We start from the raw sequence: 12,556 nt of genomic DNA on the forward strand, positions 1-12,556 counted from the left end.
CTGGGGTACGCCGAACAGACCGGGTGACTCCGCACACGCCGAAGGGAGGTCACGTGGCCACCGTACTGATCGCCGACGACGACTCCGATCACCGTGACCTTCTCTCGCTGGCGCTCCATCGCTGCGGCCACGACGTGGTCGAGGCCGCCGACGCCGAGTCGGCGCGGCGGGCGGTCGCGGCGGGCGGGATCGACGCCGTGCTGCTCGACGTACGGATGCCGGGCCTCTCCGGCATCGAGCTGTGCCGGCTCCTGCGCGCCGATCCGCACACCGCCGACCTGCCGATCATGCTGGTCAGCGCCGACGTGAACGGGCACCGGATCCTCGCCGGCATGGACGCGGGCGCCGACGACTTCCTGGCCAAGCCGTACCACCGGTCGGAACTTCTGGCCCGGGTGGAGGCGCTGCTCCTGCGCCGGGAGCGGCCGACCAGCCGGCCCGCGATCGCTTCCCGGGCGGCACTGCTGGCGGCGCGGGCGGCCGTTCCGCACCGGGCGGAGCTGCAGGCCCCGGCGGAGCTGCGGCGCGTCGCCTGATCATCGGGCGTAGTGTCCCGGGCATGGAGCTCGGCGGCACGACAGGCGTCCGCTACCGCACTGCCGCCGGCCGGTGGGTGCTGCTCGCCACGGTCCTCGGCTCGAGCCTCGCCTTCATCGACGCGACCGTCGTCAACATCGCCCTGCCGACGATCGGCGAGGACCTCGGCGCGAGCGCGGCCGGCCTGCAGTGGACCATCAACGGGTACGCCCTCAGCCTCGCCGCCCTGATCCTGCTCGGCGGCTCGCTCGGCGACCGGTACGGCCGCAGACGCGTATTCACGATCGGCATCGGCTGGTTCGCGGCCGCCTCCCTGCTCTGCGGCGTGGCCTCGTCGATCGAGCTGCTCATCGCCGCACGCGTGCTGCAGGGCATCGGCGGCGCGCTCCTCACCCCGGGCGCCCTGGCCATCCTCGAGGCGTCGTTCGCGCCCGAGGACCGCTCGCGGGCGATCGGCGCCTGGTCCGGGCTCGGCGGCATCGGCGGCGCGCTGGGACCGTTCCTCGGCGGCTGGCTGGTCGACGTGGCCGACTGGCGGCTGATCTTCCTGATCAACGTGCCCCTGGCGGTGCTGGTCATCGCCGTCTCGGCCCGGCACGTGCCGGAGTCGCGGAACCCGGAGGCCGCCCGGGAGCTCGACGTGGCCGGAGTGATCCTCGGTGCCGCGGGGCTGGGCGGGCTCACGTACGGCTTCACCGCCTGGCCCGTGGACGGGCCGGGCAGCCCACCGGTGCTGGCCGGGCTCGCGATCGGCGTCCTCGGCATGGCGGGTTTCGTCCTGCACGAGCATCGGGCCCGGCATCCGATGCTGCCGCTGACCATCTTCCGCTCCCGCGCGTTCACCGGCGCCAACCTGGTCACCTTCCTGGTGTACGCCGCCAACGGCGGCGTCTTCTTCCTGGTGGCGGTCAACCTCCAGGTGGTGGCGGGCTACAGCGCCCTCGCCGGCGGCGTCGCCCTGCTGCCGATCACGGTGCTGATGCTGCTGTTCTCGGCCCGCGCCGGGGCGCTCGCCCAGCGGATCGGGCCGCGCATCCCGATGACCGCAGGCCCGCTGATCTGCGCCGCCGCGCTGGTGTGGATGTCCCGGATCGGGCCCGGGGCCGCGTACCTGACCGACGTCCTGCCTCCGGTGATCGTCTTCGGCCTGGGGCTGTCCCTGCTGGTCGCACCCCTGACCGCGACGGCGCTCGGCGCCCTCGACGACGCCCACGCCGGCATCGCCAGCGGGGTGAACAACGCGGTGGCCCGGGCGGCCGGGCTGCTCGCCGTGGCGGTGCTGCCGCTGGCCGCGGGCATCGGCGCCGGCAGTCTGACCGACGCGGCGGATCTGGCGCCGACGTACCGCACGGCCATGCTCATCGGTGCGGGCCTGATGGCCGGCGGCAGCGTCCTCGCGGTGCTGTTCGTGCCGGGACGGCTCGCCGGCGGGCGATGAACCGGCGGGGCGGGCGGCCCGTCGTAGCGGTATGCCTTCCGACGACAGCTGGACCCGCCATGCCATGGCCGACCTCGCCAGGCTCCGAGAGCCCGGCCGGGACCGCCCCGGTTCCGTCCGCCTCGGCCAGGCCGAGCGCTACGTCAACCGGCTCGCCGCGCCCGACGGCGACCTGGAACCGAAATGGCGGGACTATCTCCGCCGCTTGGTGAACGCCTTCCGCAGCCGGCCCGCCTTCGTCGGCGACGAAGCCGCTGCCGAGGCCGCACCGGCCAGCACTCCTTCCTGGACGGACCGCGCCAGGGAGTTCGCCCCGCACATGCTCGCGCAGGCCCGGCAGCTCGACGAGCTCAACGCCGCGCTGGTCGCCAACCCGCGCAACGACGCCTTCCGGCGGCTCTTCTACGGCGGACGGCTCGAGCAGACGAAGCGCTTCCACGAGGAAGCCACCAAGGCCCTCAAGAAAGCGGTCGAGGCGGGTGAGCAACAGGTGGCACAGCACGCCTTCCAGCAACGGATTCGCGCCGTTCCCAGCCCGGCACAGGCTCCTCGTCCGGACCTCGTCGCCCGGGCTGCGAGCGCGGACGCCGAACGGCGCCACGCCGGGCATCCCGACGGGCAGCAGCTACCGGCACGACCGTACCTCGCCCGGTCGGCGTCGCTGCCGGCGCCGAAGAAGCCCGTCCGGAACTGAGAAGGAGCACGAATGACCCAGGTCGCGAACGAACCCGAGACGCAGATCCCCTCGTTCATCCTCTACCAGGAGGGGGTCGGCTACGGCGAGACCCTCGAGCGTCTGGCCTTCTGGGTGCACAACCTCCTGATTCCCGTGTACGCCCGCGAAGTCACCTCGGCGGCGCCGTGGTGCTCGCAGTGGTGGCGGCACCCCGAGGCGGTGGCCCAGCTGCACGGTCTCTCCATGGCCTGGCAGGAGATGACGGGCGCGGCCAGCAACCTGAGCGGCCCCGCCACGTGGCACCGGGACTTCCTCCAGCCGGTGATGAGCTCGCTGCGAGATCCGTCCGGTCCGTTCGCCGGGTGCAAGCCCGGGTCGCACCGGGCCAAGCAGGCGCCACCGGTCGAGCCGCTCGTCTTCTGAGCCGCGGCCGGGCGTCAGATCAGGCCGGGCAGGCGGTCGAAGCGTGCCGCCGCTCCGGCCCCGGCCCGCGGCTGCGGCCGGGACAGCGCCCATCGGCGGAGCTCGCCCAGCAGGGAGGTCACGGCCTCCGCGTCCGCCGGAAGCGGGGCCGGATCGAAACCGCCGTCCTCCGCCGGATCCAGCTCGCGCAGCAGGATGCTCCCCCGCTGCCGGCCCCGGGGCGGCCGCAGCTCGAGCACCTTGAACATCGTCCCCGGCCGGAACACCACCCGGTCGGTCACGGCCGCGTCGTCATCGGGCTCGAAGTCTCCGGTACGGGCGGCCGTCAGCGACCAGATCAGCACGTTGGTGTCCCCGTCCTGCGCCGCGCAGGGCTCGGTCAGCGCATGGACGAAACCCCAGTCGGCGATCAGCCGGGCGTCCTGGTACATCTCCCATTCCTGCGGAGCCGGCGTACGGGCGTAGGTGACCGCACCGGCCTGTCGGGGCAGGCGTTCGAGCGCGGCAGACGCCAGATCGGCGAGCCGCCGGTGGTCGCCGTCCTCGCCGGTGCACAGCAGGGGGTCGAGCCCGGTCCCGCCACGGGTGAGGTACCAGCGCAGGGCTATGGACTCCGCGACCGCACCGCTGTCATCGGGATCAGCTGCTACCGCCCGGGTGAGGGAGTCGACGTCCGCCGCCGGGTCCAGGACCGCCAGCGTGCGGCGCAAGAAGTCGCGATCCTTGTCCACTTTTGACGACGCCGGTCGAGGAACCAGCAGAGGCGGAGCGGACAGCGGCACGGGGGCGACCGGCGGCGACGAAAACGGCGTAGGGGTGGCCCGCGGGAGGATCTCGGCAGGCTCGACCGGCCGCGGCGGCGCGGCCGGCTGCACCGCCCGCGGCGGCGGGGCAAGCTCGATCACCCGCGGCGGCTCCTTGCTGGGCGGTTCCGGTGCGGTGGCCGGCATCGTGGCGGTGCGGGACTCCACCGGCAGCGGTGTCGGTTCGTTCCACCGCTCGGGTGCCGGCGGCGGCGCTACGAAGGTCCCCTCGGCGTCCGGTGCCGGCGCAACGAAGGGCTCCTCGGGGTCCGCTGGCGGCGCTACGAAGGTCCGCTCGGGGTCCGGCCGGACGAGCTCCGACGCTGGCCGCGCCCGGCTGGTCACGCGGGCATCGGTCAGCCGTTCGGCGAGGCGTCGGGCAGCCGGCAACAGCCCGTCCTCGAACAGCACCGCGCAGTGGTCCGGGTCGGCGGTCAGGCCGCGTACCCGTTCGGCATGGTCGGGGGCCTGCGGTGGCCGTACCCAAAGTCCCGCCTCCACGATCTCGACCCACACGTCGCCGTCGGCCCGGTACGTCAGCGGCGCCACCTCCTCGCCCAGGTCGAGGGGCAGCCGGTGGCCGAGGATGACCGGCCGCCGGGGCAGCGACACCGGCAGGATGCGGGGCGAGAAGCCGAGTTCGCGGGCGAAGGCCGGCCAGCCCGGTTCCCCGTCGGCCCGGATCGGATACGCCGCGTCCTCGTACGGTGCGGTCAGCGGCAAACCGGCGAAGCACACCACGGGCGCGCCGAGCACGTCGGCGAGTGTCTGCCCGAGACGGTCGCCGTCCGGCGTGGTGACCGGGCCGTACGCCGCGAAGCGCAAGCGGGTGCGCTGGTCGTCGGTCAGGTCGTCCCACAGCAGGCGGACGGCGTCGAGGACGAGCGGCGGCGTACCCGGGCAGCCCAGCACGACGGTCATCGCGTCCGGATCGCAGGGTGACGCGGTCTCCAGCAGGGTCCGGTGCCGCTCGACGCGCTGCGGGTCGCGGGTGTCGTGGATCCACAGGCCGCCGGTCAGCGGTTCGGCGCGGATCGTCGGTCCGAGCGTACGCGTCTCGACGGCCGCCGCGTCCCACGCCGGGGCCGGATACCGCTTGGCGGACCAGACCGGCGGTTTGCCGGGGCGGAACCTCAGCCAGCCGCTGTCCGGGGACGAGTGCGCGAGCACGGTCCCGGTGGGGCCGACGGTCAGCTTGCCGTCCGGTGCGTGCACGACGCAGCGCAGAAGTTGCGCCAGCCACTGGGCGGTCAGTCCGGCGGTGCCGGGGCCGCTGCGGCAGGTGACCAGGCGGACGCCGCGGCGCCGGCGGCGGGGCCAGGTGCGCACCAGCGACTGCCAGACCGCGAACGGCACGCCCTCCGGCAGGTCCAGCACGACGATGTCGTTGCCGGGGTCGGCGGCGATCCGCAGGGCCAGGTCCCGGGCCTCGTCGCTGACCGGCTCGTCCGGGTGCAGGACGAGGGCGTTGCCGATCCGGTCCTGCAGGAGCGCGGTGCCCGGGACCACGCGATCATCGAGCGTTGCCGTCATGGCTGTGACACCTTTCGATCGGACGCGACGTCAGGACGCGAGGTACCACCAGTCGCGTGCGGTGATGTCGTCGCAGTTGCGCAGGACGATGCCGGCGTCCACCACGACCCGGCCGTCCGCGACGTCGACGCACGCACCCGCCTTGGTCGCGAGCCGCCCGGACTCCGCCGAGAACCGCTGGTCGGGCCCGCCGCCGCAGGGCGCGACTTCCACCGACACGTCCTTGGTGAGGGTGAGGCAACGCGGGCCCAGGCGGATCGTGCCGTCCGTGGCGGGCGTGAAGCGCTGGGTCGGCGAGCCGTCGCAGGGCGCCAGGGTCAATGCCGATCCGTCGGCGTCCGCGCGGGCCGCCAGGCACAGGGCCGCGTCCTCCGACACGATGCGGGGGCCGTACCCGACGTCGTCGGCCGATTGCCCGGAAAGCGCGACGGTGAAGCGGTCCGGGGCCCGCTCCCCCGCCGTCACGGCCAGGGTGACCACCGAGCCGACCGCGACCAGCGCGATCCCGCAGGCGGCCGCGATCAGCAACCGGCCGGTACGCCCAAGCCGCACGTGCCGCCCGGTGCGCGGTTCGAGGGCCTGGCTGGCCCACTGATGGGCGAGGCTGGGCGCGGGCCGGGCCGCAACCGGCCACCACCGGGGCCACTGTCCCCGGCGTGCCGTCCGGACGGCCGCGGCCAGGCCGGCGGCCAGGGTGAGCGTGGCGACGACGAGCGCCGCCCACATCGGACCGGTCATCTCCCACCGTCCCAGGCGGGCGCGACCCGGAACTCGTCACCGAGCGCCTTGCGGTACGCCGGCCGCCGCGACCAGCTCGCTGCGGCGCGCTGGGTGATCGCCTCGACCTCGGCCTTGGCCGCCCGCGAGATGGGCCCGGCGTCGGGCTCCTTGTACCAGGGGCGCAAGCGGATCAGCGCGGGCCGGACACCCGTGGCGAGCAGCAGCGCGGTGCCCTTGGGCAGGGCCCTGATCTTGTCGGCGGGCAGCACCTGCTCCTGCCGGTACGACATCGAGCGCGACGACCCGTCCCGGCTCGTCGACCAGCTGGGCGTCTTCACGTCGTGCTGACCGACCAGCCGCGCGATCTTGTCCACGAAGTCGGCGTCGTCGAGGCCGGCGCCGAGCAGCTTGACCGTCGCCGCGCTCCACAGGGCGTCCATGCCCGGTTCTCCCCAGACCCGTACGCCCTGCCGGTAGCTCTGCAGCAGGGTCACGACGTTGATGCCGCGGGAGCCGAAGTGGCTGTAGAGGTCGGGCAGGTCGCTGATGCGGCAGACGTTCGCCGCCTCGTCGAGCACCGCGGTCATCGGCGGGTCCAGCCGCCCGCCCATGCGCTCCGCGGCGACCACGCCGGCCCGCATCGTCGCGTCGGCGAGGCCGGCGATCACGCCCGCGGCCGAGCCACCGCCGTCCTTGGACAGCAGGTAGAGCGTGTCGCGGCCGAGTACGTGCACGTCGGGGACGAACTCCGGCCGGGCCGGGTCCGGGCTGACCCAGGCGAGGATGCCGGGGTCCAGCAGGCACGCGACGCACTGCCGGGCGGTCTCGTAGATGCCGTCCCGGGTCTCCACCGCGCCGCGGACCGTGCCCTGCAGCTGTTCGGCCATGGCGGGCATGCCGACCTCCCGGAGCAGGTCGATGGGCGCCCGGTCGGCCGGGTCGGCGAGCCAGCCGAGCAGGTCGGAGACGGACGCTCCGCCGCGGGCCGCGGCCAGGAACAGCGCGGTGAGCGTGTTCTGCGCCGCGGAGATCCAGAAGTCCTTCTTGGACGAGTCGTCGTTGACCGAGCTGACGAAGTGCCCGGCCAGCCGGCGGGCGCCCTCGATGGTGTCGCAGCCGGCCAGCATGTCCCACCACATCTCCCGGGGCGTGTGGGCGATGCCCTGGGGATCGAAGGTCCAGACCTTGCCGACCTTCGCCCGCTCTTGACGGGTGACGGTGTAGACGTCGGATTTGTTCGAGGTCAGCAGCACCGGACCGCGAGCACGCAGCAGCCGTGGGATGGCGATGCCGGTGGACTTGCCGGCGCGGGGCGCCATGAGGTCCAGCTCCACGTCCTCGAACGAGGACCGCAGCTCCGGCCCGTTCGGCATGAGGTCACCGAGGAGGTTCCCGGCCTCGTCGGGATGGACCGTACGGGCACCCTTGATCGACGGACGCAGGTCCCGGGCCCGCGCCTCGATCCCCTTGGGCATCATGCTCTGCATCTCTCGCCGGGTCGCCAGCCCCTTCGTGGGGTTCGTCATCCGCCCGGCGAGTTTCCGGCCCAGCTTCAGCACCGCCAGCAGCACCAGCGTGAGAACCAGGGTGGCGCCGCCGTAGACGGCCCACGACGGCGCGCCCGGCCAGGCCGCCGCGGTGTTCCCGGAGAGCACCTGGAGGTAGACGGCGAGATCGAGGGCCGGCGGGTGCCAGCCGTGCCCGGTGACCGCCGCGCCCAGGGTGCCGCCGAGGCCCACGACGCCGAGCACGACCGCGGCGAGCAGAGCGAATCCCGGGATCAGCCAGGGCAGCACGTCGTTGCCGAGGCCTCCACCGCGCGGTGACGAACTCATGCCGTGCCCCCGTCCGCGTCGCCGGCCGCCAGTTTCGCCTCGGCCTCGGCGCGTTCGGCCGCCACTCGTTCGGCGTACCCGTTGGAGACCCAGCGGGTGTTGGTGTCGTGCAGGTGGCGCTCGGTGTCGGTGATCGCCACCCGGATCGGGATCCCCGGGCGGCCACCCACCTTGATGAGGAAGCGGCCACGGCCGGGCGGTTCCTCGTTCTCGCCGTTCTGCGCCCAGCCCGGCGGCGAGGACCAGGAGGAGACCAGCTCGATCTCCCGGCGGGACAGGCCGACGACCTTGCCCAGCTCCTCCATCTCGGCGCGGGGCAGCCCGGCGCAGGCCACCATGCCGGCCCGCTCGACGAAACCGCGCGCCTTCGCCTTGTCCGACTCGTTGCCCAGCGCCTCGGCGTCCTTGAGGGTATGCGTGATCTTCGAGTCGGCGAGGCCGAGGGACCGGTTGAGGCGGGTCAGCGCGTCGATGCGGTCGACGATGCCGGAGGCGGCGCGCAGGGGCCGCCACAGCTCGTCCAGCACGGTGAAGAACCAGCGCCGCGGTGCCAGGCCGGCGTCGGCCAGCGCGTGCGAGGCGGCGACCGTACCGAGGCCGTCGGACCAGGCCGCGAGCATCGCCGCGGCGGTCAGCTGGCTGTCCGCCTCGCCGATGCGGGAGATGTCGATGCACACCGCGGTCGCGTTCGGGTCGATGTGCGTCGACGTCTCGGAGGCGAACGTGTCGCCGAGAGGGCCGTCGAGAATGCCCAGCAGCGAACGGTGCAGCGGATCCACCGCGTCCCGGTAGCGGGCCTCCTGGCCACGGTCGAGCGTGATCTGCCGGACCCGCGGCGGTCCCTCCTGCAGCACCGCGAGCAGGTCCGTGAGGTGGAAGGCGCGTCCCGGGGCCGTACGCTCCCGCAGGTGCCGCAGGCAGGCCGACAGCACGGACTGCTCGTGATCCGTGATCGGCGCACCACGCACGATGGTCAGCAGCGCGGCGACCATGTTGAGCACCCGGCCGTGCGTCTCGGCGGCCAGCACCTCCCCGGCCTGACCGCCGATCCTCGCCGCGGCGGCACCCATCGCGCCGGGATCCAGCACGTTGAGACCGCCGACGCCGCGGGCGATCCGGATGACCTGGCCGCCCAGGGCCCGGACGGTGTCCGCGTAGTCCGGCTTGAGGTCGCCGAGCACCAGCGGCACCACGCCCTGCGCCGAGAGCCCGATGAGCATCCGGTTGATCAGGGTCGACTTGCCGAGGCCCGGCATGCCGAGCATGAACAGCGACGGGTTGGAGATGTAGCGGGCGCGGGTGAACCAGTTGAGCGGGTCGCCGCACACGGTCGCGCCGGTCGCGAGGTGCTGGCCCAGCGGCACGCCCGTGCTCGGGGCGCCGGATCCGGAGGCGAAGGGCCAGAGGCCGCACGCCTGCACGGTGGTGGCGCGCCACATCGCGGGCGGGTCCATCGTGGCGACCCGGCCGCCGCCCGTGCCGTACGCGCCGCGGTGCGGGACGCTGTCGGGCCGGTCGGCCTTCGCGGCCCGCTCCTTGCGCCGGGCCTCGATCAGGTCGGTACGCGCCTGCCGCTCGGCCGCCTTCCGGAGCGCCCGCGGGGTCTGCTTGCCGACCTCGTCGATCTCGCGGTCCTGCTCGTCGGCCGGCGGGACGACGAGGCCGCTGAGCGCCGTGGTGGGGCCCGACGCCCCGCGCTTCCAGCCGGCGCCGAGGTCCAGGATGCGCAGTCGGGTCCCGCCGGTGGTGGTCACAGCGCCTCCTGCAGCTCGTGGGGCACCATCGTCTGCTCCCAGGGCAGGATTCCGGCCGGCAGCGCGCAGCTGAACGCCGCCGCCTGCATCCGGTCGGCCGGCCGCATGGCGAGGCGGGTCGCGCCCAGCATGTTGCGCATGGTCACGTCGGCGTCGGCGATGTCCTCGGCCGCGTCCACCGTCACGGTCACCACCATGGAGAACTCCACGAGGCCGGCGCCCGCCGCCTCCTCGGAGGCCGTCTGCTCGGCGGCAGCGACCTCGGACGCGGCTCGGGCGCGTACCAGGCCCTTCGTCGAGTTGGCCATGAACTGGGCGGCGCGGCGGTCGGCTTCGACGATCTTCGCCGAGGTGGCCGGGTCGATGGGCCGGTAGAGCAGCGCCACCCGCTTGCGCCGGATGCTCGGGGCCGGGTCGAGCAGCGTCCGCAGCACGCTGGAGCGCACGGTGCCGCGGGGCGCCAGCGTCAGCAGCCAGCTCCGGGAGACGCCCGAGTCGTGCCGGTACGCGGTGACACTCTCCACCGTGGCCGCGGGTCCGGCGTCCGACCAGTCGAGTCCCGTACCGCCGTGGCGGGCCCGGATGTCGAGCACGTCCGCCGAGACCGCCGGGTCGTACGCGACCCGCACCACCTCGGCGATGCGCTCGGCCGACAGCGGTTCCGCGGCGCCCCCGCCGGCGCTGACCAGCCCGCTGACCAGGCCCTGGATGCGCAGCGCGAGGTCGGTCAGCACCTCCTCCGTGCCGCGCTTCTGACCGCCGGGCAGGCCGTACGTCAGGGTGATGTAGGTGTTCATCTCGGAGGACGCGTCGGGGTAGCGCTCCACGACCTCTTCCATCACCGCCCGGGCGGCCGGTGGCGCGTCGGGCGAGATCCGGGTCAGCACCTCGGTCGCGAGGCGGGTGCCGGGGTCCGGCGCGGTCTCGACCACCACCGAGGCGCCGCGCAGGCCGGGCTCGTGCGCGAGCCGGGACAGCCAGTCGCCCCAGAGCGCCACCCAGATGTCGACCTGGTCCGCGTCGACCAGGGAGCCGCCGTCGGGCTCGCAGCCGAGGACGATCGTGTACAGGTTGCGGTAGCGGTGGTGCAGCACGCCGAAGGGCCGGTCGTACGGGTCACGTCCCTCCAACATGGTGACCTTGCTGAGCATGCCCGGGGGACGGAACCGTCCACCGGGCCGCGCGGACAGCGGGCCGGACACGTACAGGTGCTCGCGCTTCGCCTTGCGCCGGGCCCATCCGATGCGGATCGACATCAGGTTGTAGACGTTGCGGCCGTCCTGCGTACGCAGCGCGAGCGGCACCAGCGCCAGGGCGATCGGCACCAGCGCGACGAACGCCGCCCGCAGCGAGATCAGCGAGGCGAGCAGCACCACGACCAGACCGCCGAACGTGCCGATGGTGCCGACCAGGCCGAGCGACCCCAGGCCGGCCTTGCGGGGCCGCCGCCAGTTGCCGTACGTCCGCGCCCTGACAGCTTCCGTGGTCACGACTCTCGACCCCCATCTCCGGTGACTTGCCAGATCGACAGCCAGACAACGGGCGCCCGATGATCCCGGTTCACGCCTGCCCTTTTGTCCGGTGTCACTTGCACAGTTCGCCGAGCTTCTGGGCGGCCTCGGTGAAGGCGGCGCCCTCCTTCTCAGCGGTTGCCAGGTGTGTCACCGGCAGATAGGCGGCGCCGGCGTCCGCCAGACGCTGGATGGCCGATCGCAGGCGCTCGTCGGAGGACCCGACGGCGAGCTGGGTGAGGCGGTCGGTGGACTTCTTGACCCGTACGCGCATCGGCGCGAGTTCCTTCTCCGAGTACGCCGGATCCTTGCCGGGCTTGGCGACGTCCATGAGGGCCTGGAGGACGTCGTTGAACGCCTCGTTGGCCTGCCGGCACGCGTCGGCCTTGCTCACCGACATGATCGCCGCGCGGCTCGCCAGCCTCGACTCGACCGCCGGTGCGGCCGAGGAGCTGGTAGCCCCGTCCGGCTCGACGCGCGGGTCGCTCTGGCAGGCGGCGACACCGGTCACCGCCGTCACGAGTACGGCCGCTCGCACCGCTGTCCACTGCAGAGACTTCATCTCCACCACCCTGTCCGTCGTGAGGTCTCCAGACGAACGGACGGGTGGCGACCCGGGTTCAGATCATTCCGGCGCGCAGGGCGAATGCGACGGCGTGCGAGCGGTTGCGCAGGTTGAGCCGGTGCGTCAGCCCGTAGATCACGTTCTTCACGGTGCGCTCGGAGTAGCAGAGCTCCCCGGCGATCTCGCTGGTGTCCAGCCCGTCGGCCATCAGCCGGAGCACGTCGATCTCGCGCGGCGTGAGGCCGGCGGCAAGGCCCTGCGGCGAGAGCACCTCGCGCTGCAGCCGTTCGATGTGCTTGAGCAGCTCACCCACGAGGTTGGCCGGCATGATCCCGCCGCCGGCTGCGGCCGCGAGCACGCTCTTGGTCAGGCGCTCGGCCGTGACCGCCGACCTCGGCAGCACCGCGACGACCCGGCACTCGACCGCGGTCAGCAGTTCCTCCTCGCTGATCTCGGTGGTCACCAGCACCACCGGCGCCCCGGAATCGGCGGCCGCGCGGCGCAGCACGGCGACCACCTCCGGGCTCAGTCGTTCGGCCGCGACCACGAGCACTCTGGCCTCGGCGCGGTCGGCGACGCGCAGCAGCGTGAGCTCCGGCCGGGTCTGAAGAAGGCCGGCGAGCCCGGCGTGGCTGAGCGGGTCCGTCGCGTGCAGGGCGACCCGAACCTGGTCCACAGCAACCTCCAGAGATCGTTCGATGGCGGTGGCCAGTCTCCGGAAGCTGCCTTCAGAAAATCTTCATGCGACCTTCATGCCCAGC

The 12,556-nt window shown here is 73.4% G+C and carries 11 protein-coding genes; 4 read left to right on the forward strand and 7 right to left on the reverse strand.

The window, feature by feature from the left end; all coding sequences use genetic code 11:
- Positions 1-53 precede the first annotated feature (53 nt).
- Genes ACIBO8_RS32715 through ACIBO8_RS32730 form a run of 4 tightly spaced genes read left to right on the forward strand, consistent with a single transcriptional unit; the run spans position 54 to position 3,074 of the window.
- The gene (locus tag ACIBO8_RS32715; protein WP_396119285.1) at positions 54-536 is read left to right on the forward strand and encodes a response regulator transcription factor; all 483 of its coding nucleotides are present in this window, start codon (positions 54-56) and stop codon (positions 534-536) included.
- A 23-nt stretch (positions 537-559) separates the two neighbouring features.
- Positions 560-1,975 (forward strand): DHA2 family efflux MFS transporter permease subunit, encoded by a 1,416-nt coding sequence (locus ACIBO8_RS32720; protein WP_396119286.1) that lies wholly within the window; start codon positions 560-562, stop codon positions 1,973-1,975.
- 31 nt (positions 1,976-2,006) lie between these two features.
- The gene (locus ACIBO8_RS32725) at positions 2,007-2,669 is read left to right on the forward strand and encodes a hypothetical protein (RefSeq protein ID WP_396119287.1); all 663 of its coding nucleotides are present in this window, start codon (positions 2,007-2,009) and stop codon (positions 2,667-2,669) included.
- A 12-nt stretch (positions 2,670-2,681) separates the two neighbouring features.
- Positions 2,682-3,074 (forward strand): DUF4913 domain-containing protein, encoded by a 393-nt coding sequence (locus ACIBO8_RS32730; protein WP_396119290.1) that lies wholly within the window; start codon positions 2,682-2,684, stop codon positions 3,072-3,074.
- Between the two features lie 14 nt (positions 3,075-3,088).
- Here the strand turns inward: ACIBO8_RS32730 and ACIBO8_RS32735 are convergent, their stop codons facing one another.
- The 7 genes from ACIBO8_RS32735 to ACIBO8_RS32765 form a co-directional block, all read right to left on the reverse strand.
- Positions 3,089-5,410 carry a hypothetical protein gene (locus tag ACIBO8_RS32735; RefSeq protein ID WP_396119291.1) on the reverse strand — a complete coding sequence of 774 codons (2,322 nt, stop codon included), beginning with the start codon at positions 5,408-5,410 and terminating at the stop codon, positions 3,089-3,091.
- 30 nt (positions 5,411-5,440) lie between these two features.
- Positions 5,441-6,148, reverse strand: coding sequence for an RICIN domain-containing protein (locus ACIBO8_RS32740; protein ID WP_396119292.1), 708 nt, complete (start codon positions 6,146-6,148; stop codon positions 5,441-5,443).
- Positions 6,145-7,965, reverse strand: a complete 1,821-nt coding sequence (locus ACIBO8_RS32745) for a type IV secretory system conjugative DNA transfer family protein (protein ID WP_396119294.1) — start codon at positions 7,963-7,965, stop codon at positions 6,145-6,147. The genes ACIBO8_RS32740 and ACIBO8_RS32745 overlap by 4 nt, the downstream gene beginning before the upstream one ends.
- A complete protein-coding gene (locus ACIBO8_RS32750; RefSeq protein ID WP_396119295.1) occupies positions 7,962-9,719 on the reverse strand; it encodes an ATP/GTP-binding protein in 1,758 nt (585 codons plus the stop codon). Before ACIBO8_RS32750 ends, ACIBO8_RS32745 begins: the two co-directional genes overlap by 4 nt.
- A complete protein-coding gene (locus ACIBO8_RS32755) occupies positions 9,716-11,209 on the reverse strand; it encodes an SCO6880 family protein (RefSeq protein WP_396119296.1) in 1,494 nt (497 codons plus the stop codon). Before ACIBO8_RS32755 ends, ACIBO8_RS32750 begins: the two co-directional genes overlap by 4 nt.
- A 94-nt stretch (positions 11,210-11,303) precedes the next feature.
- A complete protein-coding gene (locus ACIBO8_RS32760; protein ID WP_396119297.1) occupies positions 11,304-11,792 on the reverse strand; it encodes a hypothetical protein in 489 nt (162 codons plus the stop codon).
- A gap of 58 nt (positions 11,793-11,850) precedes the next feature.
- A complete protein-coding gene (locus ACIBO8_RS32765; protein WP_396119298.1) occupies positions 11,851-12,471 on the reverse strand; it encodes a LuxR C-terminal-related transcriptional regulator in 621 nt (206 codons plus the stop codon).
- Between the last annotated feature and the right edge of the window lie 85 nt (positions 12,472-12,556).

This window comes from Actinoplanes sp. NPDC049681, from assembly GCF_044465265.1.
GTDB lineage: Bacteria > Actinomycetota > Actinomycetes > Mycobacteriales > Micromonosporaceae > Actinoplanes.

Coding starts and splice junctions, on each gene's coding strand:
- ACIBO8_RS32745 (WP_396119294.1), bottom strand. CDS start 7,965: ATGAGTTCGTCACCGCGCGGTGGAGGCCTCGGCAACGACGTGCTGCCC.
- ACIBO8_RS32725 (WP_396119287.1), top strand. CDS start 2,007: ATGCCTTCCGACGACAGCTGGACCCGCCATGCCATGGCCGACCTCGCC.
- ACIBO8_RS32735 (WP_396119291.1), bottom strand. CDS start 5,410: ATGACGGCAACGCTCGATGATCGCGTGGTCCCGGGCACCGCGCTCCTG.
- ACIBO8_RS32740 (WP_396119292.1), bottom strand. CDS start 6,148: ATGACCGGTCCGATGTGGGCGGCGCTCGTCGTCGCCACGCTCACCCTG.
- ACIBO8_RS32730 (WP_396119290.1), top strand. CDS start 2,682: ATGACCCAGGTCGCGAACGAACCCGAGACGCAGATCCCCTCGTTCATC.
- ACIBO8_RS32760 (WP_396119297.1), bottom strand. CDS start 11,792: ATGAAGTCTCTGCAGTGGACAGCGGTGCGAGCGGCCGTACTCGTGACG.
- ACIBO8_RS32720 (WP_396119286.1), top strand. CDS start 560: ATGGAGCTCGGCGGCACGACAGGCGTCCGCTACCGCACTGCCGCCGGC.